General features: G+C 42.6%; 16 protein-coding genes. 7 read left to right on the forward strand and 9 right to left on the reverse strand.

Annotated features, from left to right (window positions below; genetic code table 11):
• The first annotated feature begins 388 nt into the window (after positions 1 to 388).
• On the forward strand, positions 389 to 1,495 hold the full coding sequence (locus V7K40_RS12335; protein ID WP_334959879.1) for a two-component regulator propeller domain-containing protein: 1,107 nt from the start codon (positions 389 to 391) through the stop codon (positions 1,493 to 1,495).
• Positions 1,496 to 1,580: 85 nt separating this feature from the next.
• A complete protein-coding gene (panB, locus tag V7K40_RS12340; RefSeq protein ID WP_334959881.1) occupies positions 1,581 to 2,351 on the forward strand; it encodes a 3-methyl-2-oxobutanoate hydroxymethyltransferase in 771 nt (256 codons plus the stop codon).
• A 158-nt stretch (positions 2,352 to 2,509) separates the two neighbouring features.
• On the opposite strand, the gene V7K40_RS12345 is transcribed toward panB, so the two are convergent.
• Entirely contained in the window at positions 2,510 to 2,740 is a 231-nt protein-coding gene (locus V7K40_RS12345; protein WP_334959883.1) for a hypothetical protein, read from the reverse strand.
• Between the two features lie 138 nt (positions 2,741 to 2,878).
• On the opposite strand from V7K40_RS12345, the gene V7K40_RS12350 reads away from it, so the two are divergent.
• Together V7K40_RS12350 and trmFO are read left to right on the forward strand one after the other, a co-directional pair.
• On the forward strand, positions 2,879 to 4,375 hold the full coding sequence (locus V7K40_RS12350) for a heme peroxidase family protein (RefSeq protein WP_334959885.1): 1,497 nt from the start codon (positions 2,879 to 2,881) through the stop codon (positions 4,373 to 4,375).
• Between the two features lie 707 nt (positions 4,376 to 5,082).
• Positions 5,083 to 6,399 carry an FADH(2)-oxidizing methylenetetrahydrofolate--tRNA-(uracil(54)-C(5))-methyltransferase TrmFO gene (trmFO, locus tag V7K40_RS12355; RefSeq protein ID WP_334959887.1) on the forward strand — a complete coding sequence of 439 codons (1,317 nt, stop codon included), beginning with the start codon at positions 5,083 to 5,085 and terminating at the stop codon, positions 6,397 to 6,399.
• Positions 6,400 to 6,468: 69 nt separating this feature from the next.
• Here trmFO and V7K40_RS12360 read toward each other — a convergent pair whose 3' ends face one another.
• Together V7K40_RS12360 and V7K40_RS12365 are read right to left on the reverse strand one after the other, a co-directional pair.
• Positions 6,469 to 6,636, reverse strand: a complete 168-nt coding sequence (locus V7K40_RS12360) for a hypothetical protein (protein ID WP_334959889.1) — start codon at positions 6,634 to 6,636, stop codon at positions 6,469 to 6,471.
• 73 nt (positions 6,637 to 6,709) lie between these two features.
• Positions 6,710 to 6,982, reverse strand: coding sequence for a DUF4439 domain-containing protein (locus V7K40_RS12365; RefSeq protein WP_334959999.1), 273 nt, complete (start codon positions 6,980 to 6,982; stop codon positions 6,710 to 6,712).
• A gap of 242 nt (positions 6,983 to 7,224) precedes the next feature.
• Between V7K40_RS12365 and V7K40_RS12370 the strand changes: the two genes are divergently transcribed.
• The 3 genes from V7K40_RS12370 to V7K40_RS12380 all read left to right on the forward strand — a co-directional run bounded on the left by V7K40_RS12370 (position 7,225) and on the right by V7K40_RS12380 (position 8,529).
• Positions 7,225 to 7,626, forward strand: coding sequence for a fasciclin domain-containing protein (locus tag V7K40_RS12370; protein WP_334959891.1), 402 nt, complete (start codon positions 7,225 to 7,227; stop codon positions 7,624 to 7,626).
• Positions 7,627 to 7,831: 205 nt separating this feature from the next.
• Positions 7,832 to 8,167: a hypothetical protein gene (locus tag V7K40_RS12375; RefSeq protein ID WP_334959893.1), complete on the forward strand. Its 336-nt coding sequence runs from the start codon at positions 7,832 to 7,834 to the stop codon at positions 8,165 to 8,167.
• A 185-nt stretch (positions 8,168 to 8,352) separates the two neighbouring features.
• Entirely contained in the window at positions 8,353 to 8,529 is a 177-nt protein-coding gene (locus V7K40_RS12380; protein WP_334959895.1) for a bluetail domain-containing putative surface protein, read from the forward strand.
• Between the two features lie 129 nt (positions 8,530 to 8,658).
• Here V7K40_RS12380 and V7K40_RS12385 read toward each other — a convergent pair whose 3' ends face one another.
• The 6 genes from V7K40_RS12385 to V7K40_RS12410 form a co-directional block, all read right to left on the reverse strand.
• A complete protein-coding gene (locus V7K40_RS12385) occupies positions 8,659 to 9,189 on the reverse strand; it encodes a GNAT family N-acetyltransferase (protein WP_334959897.1) in 531 nt (176 codons plus the stop codon).
• Positions 9,186 to 10,541, reverse strand: coding sequence for a UDP-N-acetylmuramoyl-tripeptide--D-alanyl-D-alanine ligase (gene murF, locus V7K40_RS12390; RefSeq protein ID WP_334959899.1), 1,356 nt, complete (start codon positions 10,539 to 10,541; stop codon positions 9,186 to 9,188). Before murF ends, V7K40_RS12385 begins: the two co-directional genes overlap by 4 nt.
• A 331-nt stretch (positions 10,542 to 10,872) precedes the next feature.
• Positions 10,873 to 11,319 carry a tellurite resistance TerB family protein gene (locus V7K40_RS12395; RefSeq protein WP_334959901.1) on the reverse strand — a complete coding sequence of 149 codons (447 nt, stop codon included), beginning with the start codon at positions 11,317 to 11,319 and terminating at the stop codon, positions 10,873 to 10,875.
• A gap of 177 nt (positions 11,320 to 11,496) precedes the next feature.
• Complete coding sequence (locus V7K40_RS12400) at positions 11,497 to 11,634, reverse strand: hypothetical protein (RefSeq protein WP_334959904.1); 138 nt, start codon at positions 11,632 to 11,634, stop codon at positions 11,497 to 11,499.
• Positions 11,635 to 11,928: 294 nt separating this feature from the next.
• Positions 11,929 to 12,849, reverse strand: a complete 921-nt coding sequence (locus tag V7K40_RS12405) for a histone deacetylase (protein ID WP_334959906.1) — start codon at positions 12,847 to 12,849, stop codon at positions 11,929 to 11,931.
• Positions 12,850 to 12,922: 73 nt separating this feature from the next.
• On the reverse strand, positions 12,923 to 15,559 hold the full coding sequence (locus tag V7K40_RS12410) for an EAL domain-containing protein (RefSeq protein WP_334959908.1): 2,637 nt from the start codon (positions 15,557 to 15,559) through the stop codon (positions 12,923 to 12,925).
• Positions 15,560 to 16,194: the final 635 nt, after the last annotated feature.

Consider the following 16,194-nt stretch of genomic DNA (forward strand, 5'->3'; position numbering starts at 1 on the left):
CATTCGTAAAGCTATCATCACCCGGTTCAAATCGACAATACTTTGAGACAACCAAATATCCTTATTCGCATAATAGACAATTTGTACAGTGCGTAAGTCCTAAAGAATTACTTTCGCCAATGCTCAATACAACTCTTGGAGAGGCTGCGCCCTAAGCGTAGCTATGCCGCAGGCTTTACGACGCTGCTACTTCGACTCAGCTCAGTACAAGTCCGCTCGGCATAAGTCGCTCAAGGCAAGCCGTTTAGTACAAGTCAGGGCAAGCTCAGGACAAGCTCACTACAAGTGCCCGATGCCGATTAAATTTGAGAAAAATTCCAGATGACGTTTAATTAATCCCAGCTAGGGGAACACTGGAATTAACCCAAAGCCAGTTTAGGTAACGGCTATGGGTACTGTCTCCAAAGGAAATGTCACCGTGGTATTGTTTTACAAGCGTGCTAGTTTATTGATTACTTCTATCTTGCTGGGGTTGATCGCTGTGCCAAGTATAGGATGGGCACAAAAAACCCCTGACACTAATTCATCTGGTATAACCCCAGTTTACCCACCTTCTGCACCGCCACCGCGAGTAAAACCCTTACCCGATGAGGAGGGAGTGCAAGAACATTCGCCAGAAACTGATTATCGTGTCGGCAACTTACTAGAAGATTTTACGGGCAATCTTTGGGTAGGTTCTTGGCGAGGACTATCGCGGATTGATCCTAAAACCGGCAAGATTGTTTCTCGTGTAAGGTTATCGAATGTTACCATTGGTGCTTTAGCCCAAGACAAAGTAGGACGTTTGTGGGTGGGAAGTTATGAGGGACTAATCCGAGTTGACCCCCGCACTAACGAAATCACCGCACAAAATTTATTTTTGCCTTTTAAACGGGTGTTGTCACTGTTACTTGACAAGCGGGGTTATTTGTGGACTGGAACTGATAGCGGTTTAGCCCTAATTAGTCCCGACCAAGGCTTGATTATGACAACATTAAAAAATCTGCCTGGTGTCAGCGCCAACACCATGATTTTAGATGCTGAAGGTCAACTGTGGGTTGGCACTCTTGATGGATTAGTGCGGGTAAATACTGCTAGTGCAGCGATTATGAAGCGGATAGCCGATTTACCAGGGACGACTGTACAAGCTTTAGCTATTAGTCCAGAAGGATTAATTTGGGCGGGAATGCCGAATAATTTGCTAGTTATTAACCCAAAAACTGGTGCAGTGTTGCGGTCTGTGACTCGCCTACGTGGGCGTAACGTGACAGCAGTACATTTTGCTAAAGATGGTAGTGTCTGGGTCGGGACTAACAATGGTTTGTTACGATTAAATCCAAATACAGGAGCTGTGTTAGACCCAGAAGTTGCTGGACTCCCTTCTAGTCGGGTTCTTACCCTTGCACCTGACATCGGCAATAAATTATGGATAGGTACTAGTGAAGGTCTAGCTTGGTTGATGCCCAAAACAAATGGTGCAAAACCCCATATTGCTTTCAGTCGCGCCGTTAAGTAGGGACTGGGGACTAGGAAAATTTATTCCTAATAACCAATACCTAATCCCCAATCCAAAATCCAAAATCCAACATCTAAAATTGGCAATGGTAATCACTACCCAGCAATTAATTCAATGGAAACAACAGGGACGTTCAATTGTGGCATTGACCGCCTGGGATTATGCGATCGCTCAACTCCTCGACGCAGCTGGTGTAGACTTAATCCTTGTGGGTGACTCTATGGCAGTAGTTCTAGGGTATGAAACAACACTACCCATAACTTTGGATGAGATGATATACCACGCCAAATCCGTGCGTCGAGGAGTTAAACGCGCATTAGTGGTTGTAGATTTACCATTTTTAACGTATCAAGAAAGTCTCCAGCAAGCGATGCATTCAGCTGGGCGGGTACTGAAGGAAACAGGCGCTCAAGCGGTAAAATTGGAAGGTGGCTATCCAGCGATCGCAGAAACAGTGGCTCGTTTGGTAGAAGCCGGAATCCCGGTAATGGGTCATATAGGTTTGACACCGCAATCAGTACATCAACTTGGTTTGCGACAACAAGGGAAAACGCAAGAAGCGAGTGAGAGGATTTTACTTGAAGCGATCGCTCTGGAACAAGCAGGTGTATTTTCTCTAGTGCTAGAGCATATCCCCGCAGATTTAGCAATGCAGATTACACAAAAACTGAGCATTCCGACAATTGGTATCGGTGCAGGAACTCACTGCGATGGACAAGTTTTAGTTACCTCAGATGTACTCGGGCTTACAGAGAAGCAGCCACCCTTTGCCAAGGTTTACACAAATTTGCGCGAGACAATTACCAAAGCCGTGCAAGATTATTCTGTAGAAGTGCGCGATCGGAAGTTTCCATAATAAATAAAGTGACTGGGGACTAGTACTCTACGGCGTAAATAGAGCAACCATTTAAAATCCCTAAAGAGCTTATTCCATAATACTTTTGACTTTTGACTTTTGATTTTTGACTTCCGCCTTGCGGTACTAGGGATTGGGAAAAACTCTTACCCTATTCCCTAATTTCTATAACCATTATGAACTAGTAACGCCAGTTGCAGGTTAACTAAAAATAAAATAATTATTGTCATTAAGGCAGTCCAGCCTACAATCTGAATTTCTAAATTTGAAGTGTAAAATACATTAGCTATCAACACTCCAGTTATAGCTGAGAAAACTCCTGAAATTCCAGATAGCAGCCATGAGCAATCAGAGTTACTACCAAGCCATCCACGGGCTTTGTGTGACATCGACATTTACACTTTGTTTTTACTAGCAGATGATAAGAGAAATAGTACCCTAAGGGGTAATATTAGAACTTATTTTTCCATACTAAAATGCAAGTATTCTTGAAACAAGAAAATAATTTTTTATCCAAAGGAGCTTGTATGAGTAGACAGCATGGATTTACTCCTCGTAAAGGTGAACATCAACCAGCAAGTGAATTTGCCCAAACAGGTAAGTTCGGCAGATTGTTTCCAAAACTTCGTCCTTTTATTCCATCTGAGGAAAGTTTAAAAGAACTGGGCAATGCACTAAGCGATCCTAGCCCGAATACATCGGAGGGAGACAATCTAAGCATCCCCGCAGGCTTTACCTATTTCGGTCAATTTGTCGATCATGATATTACCTTAGACACCACTACTCTTAAAGAGATCATTGTCGATCCATTGGCTTTGACAAACTTCCGAACACCAGCACTTGATCTTGATAGCATTTATGGTTCTGGGCCTGACGTACAACCGTATCTATACCAACTTCCTGACCAGGATCTGTTTTTAATTGGCACAACTAATAAAGACCCTGGAGTAGGAGATCCCACTGTTCCTCCAGAATTGCCCAACGATCTTCCTCGCGCTTCTAGTGGTCTGGGACTACTTGGAGATCCGCGCAACGATGAAAACTTAATCGTTGCACAGCTTCACCTGGCTTTTCTGAAATTTCACAACAAAGTAGTTACAGGTATCAAGAATAAAACCATTGAATCATCAAAGTCCATAGATAAGTCGGATTTTGAAAAGGCCAGAGAATTAGTAATTTGGCACTATCAATGGATAGTAGTTCATGACTTCTTGACTCGCATTATTGACAAAGAACAGCTAGAATTAGTGCTTAAAGAGGGCAGACGCTTTTTTATATTCAAAGAGGATCAGCAGCCATTTATTCCTATAGAGTTTTCTGTAGCTGCCTATCGTCTTGGTCATAGTATGGTGCGTGCAGTTTATGACTACAACCGTGTTTTTACTCCTCTTCCTGGTGGAAAAACACCCGCGACTCTAGAACTTTTGTTTGCTTTCACTGCTAAATCAGGGAAGTTAGACGACCCTTTTAATATTCCGATTCCCAGTGATTGGGTTATTGACTGGAGAAGATTTTTTGAGATTGATCCTGATGTGCAAGTTAATCACAGCCGCAACATAGATCCTTTTCTTGTTGAACCTTTAAAGAATTTGCCCAATGTTCCAGAGCCAAAATCACTGGCTGTAAGAAATTTACTTCGTGGTCGGAGTGTTGGCTTACCATCCGGTCAAAGAGTAGCTAGGTTCTTGAAATTAGAACCTTTGACTAGGGATGAAATCTCCACTGGTTCTGATGGAGAAGTTGCAGCCAAGCATAAGTTTGATATTGAGACACCATTGTGGTACTACATTCTTAAAGAAGCCCAAATTCAGAATCAAGGTCAACGTTTGGGTCAGGTAGGAAGCCGGATTCTGGCTGAAGTTTTTGTTGGCTTACTAGAAGAAGACAGCAACTCATTTTTGGCGACTGACCCAGATTGGAGACCAACATTGCCTGCGGAAAACCCTGGTACATTTACTATGGTGGATTTGTTGAAATTTGTTGGAGAAATTAATCCTATTGGCGATGTAAAACAAGAATCGTAACTATACCCCACATTCCGCATTTCATCGTGTAATACACGAATATTTCTAACAACTGGCTAATGGTGGTTAAATAGCGATTACAAATCCTCAATCATTGTCAGTATTAATACTTCAGGACTTACGCACGGGTTATGAAAGAACGAACCACAGAGACACAGAGTACACGGAGGAATGAGAGTTTGAGAGGTTTTTTGCGTAAGTCCTATACTTGATGATTGATGATTAAGAAATATTCTTGAATATCGATATATTACATATTGAAGTACGGAATGTTGGTTACAAGATACTCAGCCTCCAGAGAAAATTGAAAGCATAATTAATTCCCAAATTGGGAAAACTCCACCCAATGCTTTAATGCCGGGATAGAGAATTTTGTCGCTCTGTGGGTTAGATTTCTACGTCCTGTTCACAAATTTTCACGTTTTGGAAGAAGCGATCGCCGTAGTCCCCTACAATCATATTTGTCTATACCAACTTAATTATGCCTGCGGGTTGCTTTTACTGATAGCCTCAGTGATTAGCTCTAAAGAACTCCAAATTTCGTTTCTCAACGCTTTAGCCGAATCCCCTCAGTATTTTTTTCCATATTGGTTAGACTAGTGTTGATTTTGGTAATATTGTTCAGCGAGGATTCGATTCGTCGCACTTGAGCTTCTATCGCCGCACTGTCAATGGGTGAATTGAAGTTGGGAACTAAAAATTTAACTATGGAACAACAACCGATACAAGTAATTGGAGGTGGACTAGCTGGAACTGAAGCAGCTTGGCAAATAGCCGAAGCTGGAGTACCAGTAATTCTGCATGAAATGCGTCCAAAGCGCTTCAGCCCTGCTCATCATACAGAACATCTAGCAGAATTAGTATGTAGTAATTCCTTTGGGGCAATGGCAAGCGATCGCGCAGCTGGATTATTACACGAAGAATTACGCCAACTTGGCTCTATCGTCATTTCTAAAGCTGATGAACACGCCGTTCCGGCAGGTGGGGCGCTAGCTGTAGACAGGGGACAATTTGGCCAAGACTTGACTCAAACTTTAGCTAGCCATCCTTTAATTGAATTTCGTCGGGGTGAAGTGTCTGCGATTCCAGAAGGAATTGTGGTTTTGGCAACTGGGCCTTTAACCAGTCCCGACTTAGCCCAAGATTTGCACCGCTTTACCGGGATGGAATACCTCAGCTTTTTCGATGCAGCTAGTCCGATTATTGTGGGAGAATCGATTAACCGTGACGTTGCTTTTATGGCATCACGTTATGACAAAGGTGAAGCCGCTTATCTCAACTGCCCAATGAATAAAGAGCAGTACTTGCAGTTTCGAGAAGAACTTTGTAAAGCTGAACAAACAGAACTCAAAGGTTTTGAACGGGAAACGGCGAAATTTTTTGAAGCTTGTTTACCCATTGAAGAACTAGCACAGCGGGGGGAAGATACCATGCGCTACGGCCCCCTAAAGCCAGTGGGATTGTCAGATACTCGCACAGAAGAACGTCCTTATGCTGTGGTACAGTTACGACAAGAAGATAAAGCCGGTCAACTGTGGAATATGGTAGGATTCCAAACTAATCTGCGTTGGGGTGAGCAAAAGCGAATATTTCAGCTAATTCCAAGTTTAGAAAAGGCGGAGTTTGTGCGGTTGGGAGTGATGCACCGCAATACTTTTATTAATGCTCCTCAGCTAATGCATCCGACTCTGCAATTTAAAGAGCGTCCGACATTGTTAGCAGCTGGACAGTTGATTGGTACTGAAGGCTATACCGCAGCGGCTGCGGGTGGCTGCTTGGCGGGAATTAATGCAGCGCGGCTAGCTTTGGGTAAAGAACCTTTGATTTTACCACCAACAACAATGATGGGTGCGTTATTGGAATTTATTAGTTCCGCTTCCCCGAAGCATTTTCAACCAATGCCGCCCAACTTTGGGATTTTTCCGGAACTGGGTGCGAAAATCAAAAGTAAGCAGGAGCGTTATGGACGTTACCGCGATCGCTCTTTAACTGACCTAGCAAACTGGAAAGCAAATCATAATTAATGGGCATTGGGCACAAGAGGCGAAGGGGAAAGACTTAGTGCAATTTCCCCTCTGCTCCTCACTCCCTATCTATATCTTCAACACCCAGGCTTCATGAGTTTCAATGCTAACAAAAGACGCTGATACGATTTCGAGATTTACTCCCAGAGCTTTGAAAGTGGCACGAATAGCCGCAGCATGGGTAGCCTCAGTAGAGCCGATACTCGCCCCGACAGTAATCAATTTTGGAGTTTTCAACTTAGCAATTTCTTGGCTATAGGCGATCGGATCGCAGCATCAGTCTCCAAAGCTAAAGCCAGCTTGGCAATATTCACATCGCTATCCAAGTTTCCCTCACCCTTTTTGATGTAGGATGAAACGATTCATAGCTAGACTGTGTTTTTATTGCAGTTCCCCCCAAACTGGTGATAGTAGCTGCTAAAGTATCCTGATGTTTTTTATGATCAGCTTGGTTGCGGAGTGCCAAAGCCAAAACAGCTTTACCAACCTCAGTAGTAGTTAGCTTGCCAGCAGTGCCATAAGCCCAAATTGCCTGGTGTTCGTAATAAAGAGCATTGTTTAGAATTTTTGCATCGTTCCAGATGTGTCCAAGTTATACGCGGATACAAAATCAGGACTTCAGTCCTGACTAGGAACATTTTTTTCAGGTTGATTAGCCGGACATGATATTACTCAGCACTCAGAACTGTTTCGGAGATGTCTGACGAAAAGTACATATCTACGTGTAGTTTATTCAACACCTGATTTTAAATTTATTTTGTTTAATAAAACTTAAAATAGGTTTATTATCCTTTAAAATTTTTTGCAGAGATTTAGGTAAGATATATGGCTGATATTGTTGATATTGCAGTTACGGCTGAGTCTTTTAAAACACTGGTGGCGGCTGTACAAGCTGCTGGTTTAGTAGAAACATTAAAAAGTCCTGGCCCGTTCACTGTGTTTGCACCAAATGACGATGCTTTTGCCAAGTTACCAGCGGGAACTATCCAAACTCTGTTACAGAATATTCCCCAGTTAACGCGGATTTTAAAGTATCATGTCGTTCCAGGAAAGCTGCTACAGGCTGATTTGGCACAACTCGGTACGGTTAATTCTGTGGAAGGTTCACCCATTAAAATTGATTCTTCTGATGGTTTTGAAGTTAAAAATGCCACAGTTCTAGCAGCAGATGTCGAAGCTGATAATGGTGTGGTACACGTTATCGATACAGTGATTTTACCGGGTTAATTCAGCTAGGGTGGGTGTTTTCCACCCTACTTATCCAAAATCTTTATAATTAACTAACTATTGGTAGTATCAAAATACAACTAAATAGTTTAACTTATGTTATATTTGCAATGTGATTACTCACTCATATATTAATGTAGATTTAGTTATTTTAAAATAGAATAAATTAAATTCTTAAAAAGCTAACGTCTATCCCAACAAATTAATGCTCGATTTTAACACCTTAGTTGAGTTCTCTCGTGGCAACTGCGTAAATATTTGTGCATTTCTCGTACCAGCGAACTTGCTTGTCACAATTTTAACGATGAGCTTGGTAGCGTTACGTCGCCCATCATATCAAGTGTGGCAATCTGCTGGAATTGCCAGCTTTTTCGCTTCCGTGATGATATTGCACGTATATACTTGGTTCATGATTGGGGTGGTGATGGCTCCTACTTATATCTTGCTGTGGCTAGCAATTACTTGTTTGGTGACTAATTTGGCAGCAATTCTTTTTCAAAGACGCTACGGTAACAGCCCTAGTCTTTCCAACAACGCCTGAAATTTAGACATACGAGCGATGTCTAACGACAAGCCGCTACGCCTCTACGCACTATTTCTCCAACTCGCTGATGCAAGTAGTGCGTATGTGTAGATAAAATTGATGGTCTGAATACAGTTTCAGCAGCTAATTTTGTTAAATTTGGCACTGTTGCGAGTCTGAATCTTTCACATGTACAACAGATATTGACTGCAACTGCTTTTGTGGCTAAAGCTGCGGTAAGTTTCACTCTAGGTAAAGGCACTGATGAGCAGACTTTTCTGGCAGTTAATGATAATACTAATGGATTCTCTGCTCTCACAGATGCCATGATTGAGATTAGTCGCTACAAAGGCAACTTAACTAACTTAGCCATTATCTAAGTTTAGTTCCTTCAAAAAATTTGCTGGTATTGGCGGGTTGCACCCACGAATATATCAGCTCATATGAGAAAAAGCGATCACTTGCAGATAAAAAATCGGTTAGGGTATCCCTACCTAATTGACGCTTCTTCATTCATGCTCAAGGATCGCATATAGCCAAGAGTCTCGCCATTCTCCTTTAATCCAATGGTGTTCTCGCAAATATCCTTCCTGCTGCATTCCAATTTTTTGCAAAACTCGTGCTGAGGCAATGTTTTCTGGGTGACAAGTCGCAAAAATGCGATGTAAGCCTAACTCCTGAAAACCAAATGATACAACTGCTTTTACAGCTTCAGTCGCATATCCTTGTCCCCAAAATTCTTTACTAAAACAGTATCCAATAGAGCCTATTTTGTTGCCAGTATCTAGAGTAGAAATGCGACAAGCACCAATTAATTGCTTTTGAGCTTTTAAAGTCACTGCCAAGGCAAAATGCTGACGGGGTTCTTCGCCTTGCAATGAAATCTCTCTTTGCAAAAAATTTTTGGTATCTTCTTCGCTATTAGGGCCAAAAGTCAAATAACGCACAACTTCATCATCGCTGCTATATTTATGAACCGCTTGCCAATCTGATTCTACAAAGTCTCGCAGTATGAGACGTTGAGTTTCTAGTGGTATCATTTGGGAAATTCTGCACGTAACTGATTGACTACCTGATCTAGTCCCACGGAATGGGCGGCTTTGAACAATAGACGATCGCCTGTTTGCACAAATGTCTTCAATCTAGCCACCAAATCAGCATGAGTTGCAAAGCACTCTGATGGGATACCTTCGGCACTAAGGGCGATCGTTTCGGCGTCTTGTCCATCTACCAAAACCAACAAGCCGTCTAGATTTAACTTTCGCACTGTTTCTCCCACTCGCTGGTGCAACTGCTGCGATTGCTCTCCCAATTCTTTCATTGCACCCAATACGGCAATCTTTCGCTTTCCGGGTGTGTCTACCAATAATTGCAAGGCTGCTATCATAGCTTCTGGTGCAGCATTATAAGTTTCATCTAAGATTACCACATCGTTGGGTAAGGCAAACTGCTGCGATCGCCCTGTGGGCATATCCACCACCACACCTGCTTTGAGACTTGCCCAATCGATCCCCAACACTTTTGCTACCGCTAAAGCTGCCAAAAAATTAGTTGCATTGTGACGCCCAGGCAACGGCAGAGGTAGTTGGATTCCTGCGACTTCCACAGTTTGGTGATCAATTAACTGCCCTTGGATATCGCCACCAGAAAAGCCGTAAGTCAAAACTTGTCCGTGCCAAACTTTCGCTGCTGTAGCCATTAATAGGGGATTGTCGTGGTTGAGTATTGCCACACTATCAGCAGCCATTTCGACTAATAATTCACATTTTGCCTGAGCGATCGCTTCTTCCGAACCCAGTAACTCAATATGCGCCGTCCCCACATTAGTAATCACTCCAATTGTTGGATGCGCTATTTGCGTCAGTTCAGCAATTTGTCCCCTACCGCGCATCGCCATTTCGATCACGGCGTAGTCATGTTCTGTGCCAAGTTCTAAAAGAGTTTTCGGAACACCGATTTCGTTGTTGTAATTTTCATAAGTTTTGTGAACTCGTCCCTTTGTTCCTAAAACTGCGGCGATCAGTTCCTTGGTTGTAGTTTTGCCCACGGAACCTGTTACGCCAATCACTGGAATGTTAAAGCGATTGCGCCACCATCTGCCGATTTTCTGATATGCCTTGAGGGTGTCTTTTACCTGTAATATAGGAAAGCCAGGATTTTCGTATTCAAAATCTACAATTGCAGCTATTGCACCTTTTGCGATCGCGGTTGGCACAAATTCATGTCCATCAAACTTATCGCCTCGCAAAGCTAAAAATACTTCACTCGGTTTCAGGGTACGGCTATCTGTTTGGATACCGCTACTTACTTGTGTTAAAGCAGTTTCAGATAAGTTTATCGGACTGGCCAAAAGAACTTCAACCAGTTGGGTTAGGGTGGCAGAACAATGCATAAGTAATTTACAATTTAAAGTTCAAAATTAGAAAATCGAATTATGACATAATACTGCATTGAACAACAAGATTTGCGATTTCAAGGGAAAAGTCGCGAATCTAAGCCTAATGAAGAAGATGAGGAAAGGGAACCCCATATTTAAAAATACTTGCTCTTTAATCTGTAGGGAAAAGTTATTTCTTTCTTCTTCCTTTACCCGCAATCCCATTCTCCTTTTACCTTCTTTGGTCACAATAACACCAAAAATAGTGCCAAAGAAGCTTAACTCCTTTGGCACGCTTTGTTTATAAGCTATTTATATAGTTTAATTAAGCATATGTTTTATCGTCCTATGCCCGGTTTTTAATCAAGATTACTTGCACAATTTGGATTGCTATCTCATTAGAAACACCTAAAGCTTGATATAGATCATTTAAGAAGTATTTTTCTTCTTCAGCGAGAATACCTTCAGCTAAGACTAAATCAGTGGCTACTGCAAAGGCTGCTTCCCGCAAGTCTTGAGATAGAGAATTTTTTGCTAGGTCAAATAAACTATTAAAATCATCACCTTGGAGAATGCCCAAGATTTTGTCAAACAGCCTATTTATCATCTCATGGGGATAACTTTTAAAAAGTTTCGTTCGGGACAGCACTGAAGTGATAGAATTTGCTTGCTCAACAGAAAGGTAACCGTCTGAGGCTGTTGCCATCAAGATAATGACAGCAAAAGCTTCTTCTGGATTGAGTGCTGCTTGGGTTTGGGTTTCTGTACCCAACACAGCGTCGAATAGACCCATTGTAGTAGCTCCTTGGTTAGAGTCCCAATAGCGCTACAGTTACCTGTGTGTTTGATGGATTTCCAGGTAAGACTGCAACGCTGTGAGACTTTCATGCTCTAGTATTCCCAAGATTTATTCACGGCGAACACATGCACCCAATGGTTTTTGGCAAGAACTACACTGCCATCTGTAAACTTAAGGTTCTCCTGTCTTTTCTATTGTTTCAATTACCGCCAAACCTATACTAGAAGCTGCTATTAACAGTACTGCTGATATTAAATAGGCATTGGTCAGCATCCGTAAGGCTTCATCGAAAAAAATGTAGGTGGTCATTGGTTCACCTTTTGAACTTTGTGCTGCTAGTACTTTTTATTTCTCCACACCCCGATAGGTGAATTTCGCTGAGAAACTGCTAGCAATTGCATCTTAACAAAACTTTAGCTCTTTCTGAACCAACTCAAACTTTTCTTTCTGAAGATTCGATGAAGTTTACAAAAAAGGGCATTGGGACAGAGAAGAAAGACTTACTACAATTTTCCCTCTGCTCCCCTGCTTTTTTGGTCGAGAAACCTTTGCCTGGATCATTTCTGTAAACTTTTGTCCGGCAATGAGCTAAACAAGGAAAGCTTAAAGTAAACAGCGTTCAATTGTCGCTACAACTGATTGAGAAAGAGTATCAAAGTCGTAACCACCTTCTAAGCCAAACAGAATTTTACGAGTTAACCCTAGACAATAATCAGTAAATAAAGCGTAGTCTTCTGGCTGCAAATTGATACTTGCCAAAGGATCTGCGGCATTGCCATCATAACCAGCACTCACAATCAGTAAATCCGCCTGAAAGTTAGCTAAAAACGGTACAACCTGTGTTTCAAATAGTGGCTGATATACTGCAATATCACTACCAGGGCGTACAGGTAAATTTAAGACATTATTATGAAAGCCGCGTTCTGTCGATCTTCCAGTACCGGGATAGCATGGGTACTGATGTAGGGAACAGTAGGCGATGCGTGCTTCAGTTTCGACGATCGCCTGAGTACCATTACCGTGATGCACATCCCAATCGAGGATGGCGACGCGGTTAATTCCAGGTTGTTCTAGGGCAAATAAAGCTGCGATCGCTGCATTAGAAAATAGGCAAAAGCCCATTCCTGCATCACTTTCTGCATGGTGTCCTGGGGGACGTGCTAGTACAAAAGCCGGATTAGCCGACTTTAATACAGCCTCAACTCCATCTAACCAGGCACTGACTGCCAACAATGCCACATCATAACTGCGAGGGGAAACTGGCGTATCTCCATCCAAAGGACCGCCGCCACTAGAGGCGATTTGCCAAAGTTTTTTGATATAGGCTGGGCTATGCGCTTTAACCAACATAGACATCAGTGATGGCTGTTCTAATGTTGGTGTAGGCGATCGCCAACCAATTTTATCTGCAAAGGTAGCTGCTTTTAGGGCAGTGGCGATCGCACTTAAACGTTCTGGTCTTTCGGGATGGTATTTTCCAGTCTTGTGATCTAAAAATTCGTCGGAATAGATGACTGGCAGCATAAGATGAAAAAGGTTGGCAGCAGGTCAATGAATGCTATTGTATCCTCACTGGTACAAACAGTTTTTCCTTGTACTAGAGTATTGGTCGTTTACTTTCGAGGATTTCTGTTGCAATCTTTGCAGAAAGTGGCCGGTAGAGTAAAAAGCCCTGTACCTCCTCACAGTTGATAGATTTCAAGAACTCCAGTTCCTCTTCTTTTTCTACCCCTTCGGCTGTCAACTTCAATCCTAAGCTGTGTCCCAAGCTAACTATGGCTTTGATAATATGAGCTACTTTGATATCCTGTGTCAAATCTTGAATAAAAGATTTATCTATTTTCAGATTGTGGAGTGGCAAAAGCTGTAGGCGCGAGAGCGAGGAATGACCCGTACCAAAGTCATCAATGGAGATGTAGACACCCATCTGCTGTAGATTTTGTAATACCTTTCTAGTAAAATTTAAATTTTCAATAGCTGTAGTTTCGGTAATTTCTAATTCTAAAAAGCGCGGCTCCAGACCCGTTTGTTCTAAAACCTCGGCTATAGTCTCCACCAATTTGGGTTGATGGAACTGTTTAAGAGAAAGATTGACAGCGATCGTCATGGGTGGCAATCCTGCATCTTGCCAGGTTTTATTTTGGCTACAGGCTGTCCGCAGCACCCATTCGCCAATGGGGACAATTAATCCACTTTCTTCGGCGAGGGGAATGAAGACACTGGGTGCAACCAAGCCCATCTCTGGGTGCTGCCAACGCAACAGAGCCTCCATACCAGTAATTTCTCCTGTGACAATGTTCACACGAGGCTGATAGTACACCGTAAATTCTTTGCGTTCTAGGGCATAGCGCAAGCTCTTTTCTAAAGTCAGGAGTTCAGGATTTTTAGCGCTCAGGGAAACACTGTAGAATTGGTAGTTATTCCGCCCTTTGTCCTTGGCATAGTATAAAGCAGCATCCGCGTGCTGGATTAATGTTTCGGCATCAGGACTGTTGTCATCAAGCAACGCAATACCGAGGCTGGCAGTCACGTAAAGTTCATGCCCTTGAAGATGGAAAGCATCCTCTAAGGCTTGTAAGATTCTCTGCGCCACCTGCTTTACCTCTTCAATATCATTGACTCGGGGGAGTAAGATAGTGAACTCATCACCTCCCCAACGGGCTATGGTGTCTCCGCCTCTGAGTAAGTCTTTTAATCTTTGAGTGACATTTTGTAACAATTGGTCTCCCAAAGTATGCCCTAAAGTATCATTAATGACCTTGAAGCGATCCAGGTCGAGGAAGATCACAGCTAAACTTTCGCCATTCCGAGTGGCGTTTGGCAGAGTTTTACCGAGCAGCTCATTAAATAGTAGGCGATTAGGTAACCCTGTCAGCAGGTCATGAAGGGCTTGATAGCGAATCTTTTCTTCTACTTGCTGACGCTGCTGCGTACTAATGATACTGGCGGCCATCGTCAAAAGGGTGGATTCTTCGTGCCTTGACCAATGCCGCTCAGAGGTGCAGTCTGCCAAGCCAAGGTAACCCCATAATTCGTTCTCCAACCGGAGAGGCACCAGGATAAGCGATTGAATGCCATCTCTAATCAGGAATTCTTGTTCGGCGACAGGAAATTTTTGGGTGAGTCCGCTAATCGACTCGCCGCGAGAGAGAACAGTATGCCAACGGGCTAATCCAGAAGCTTGATAAGGCTGATTCTGCCAATGCTGGTGGGTAGGTTCAATAAAGGAGTGCGTCCATTCAAACCGTAGGCTGACTGCTATTTCCCCCGTAGCAGGATGGGGATGGTTCTGAAAGAGATAGGCACGATCTGCCTTGGCAGCTTCGCCCAATACAGCTAGAGCTCGATCAATACCAGTTTTAGAATTCATTTCCCCTAGCAAATAATTAGCGGCTTCTGCAACTGCCTGTAGCAAGCGATCGCGCTGGCGCAGTTCGGCTGTGGCTTGCTTTTGCTCTGTAATATCCCTAACAATAAAAGTTCTAATTAAATCACTTTCAGGAAGGTAGAGAACGGATTGTTCAAAAACTTCTGCACCTACTTCCACCTCCCGCACAAAAGAATTTTTTTCTAGATTGTTAAGTGCACCCAGCAGTCCTGTTAAAATAGGGTGTTGTGTCCCAACTTCTCTAAGTTTGGGAAACTTGAGAGCTGCGGCTGGATTGAGATAAGTCACTGTTCCCTCGAAATCCATCTCAATAATTGGATTGGGGATGAGTTCAGGGAAGGATGCTAGGCGAGCTAGGGCGGACTCACTAGCTGCTTCAAAAGTGGGATCAATAGCTAGGGTTTGAAAAGGATTGGCAGGACTGGCTTGCTGTGATAGGAAACCAGATAAGTCTTCAACATCAGAAGATTCAGAAAACGCTTGTTCTGAGAGGTTGGAAATAGCATAATATTTTGCTTGAGCTTGATTACCGCCAAAGGCAATGACATCTCCGTTTCTGAGATTATGAGAAAAGCATTTAGTGCCATTTACAAATAAGCCATTAGTACTTCCTTTCCCCTTGTAGTTGCCATCAATAATCTGGAAGCCGTATTGGTCAGTCTGTGGAACAGTTACTCGCAATAAAATTGCATGTTGCATTGATACTGACCGGGAAGCCAAGACAATAGTGTTTGCGGGATGCCGCCCCAAAGAATAAGTAGCCTCTTGCAAAATGACAGTTCGCTGCCCTTGTAGGTCTTGGATAACCAACATATGGCGTATTTTTTCCCGCTCATTTCCTAGCATGGCTATTCCTCAAATTCTCATATCTTTAATGTCTTAGTCTAAAAAATACTACTCCCAGAAGTTGGAATCCACTTAGGTTAAGGCTTGATCTTCCCTAATCCTCCTTAAAAAGAAGGGAATTAAGTCCTCCTTTTTAAGGGAAGCCACTTGCTCCACTTGGGGGGATCTTCCGGGGCAAAATATCACTAACACCAAGCGTATTGCCATAAATTTAAGACTTTCAGGCTGAACTTATGGAAAATTTGCTCAATTAAAATTGTCACTGTCTGTAATCCCAAAATTGGTATGAGATGCAAACCAGCCCTTCTCTTCATGATTGACCTTCTGGAATGAGATGGCTAATTGTTCAATCAGTTTTTGCAGTAGAAGTTCTAGCTGTTTTCTCCATTCATACATAAGTTATAAACTTTGTCCCTTTGTCTATATCATCCAACCTTGTCTTCCTTAGGATACCCAGAATAAAATCAAATACTGAATAGAACACATGGTATATTTGCGGATTTTTATTCTGAGTAGTGGGGAAACTCCGAATTATATAAATAACCATCTGATTTTTATTTTTTAATCACTTAAATAAGTAAGTAAGCATAATTAAACATATAATAAAATCTTAATTCGTAGTCAGCGATTCCTCG

Source organism: Nostoc sp. (genome assembly GCF_036917195.1).
Lineage (GTDB): Bacteria > Cyanobacteriota > Cyanobacteriia > Cyanobacteriales > Nostocaceae > Nostoc.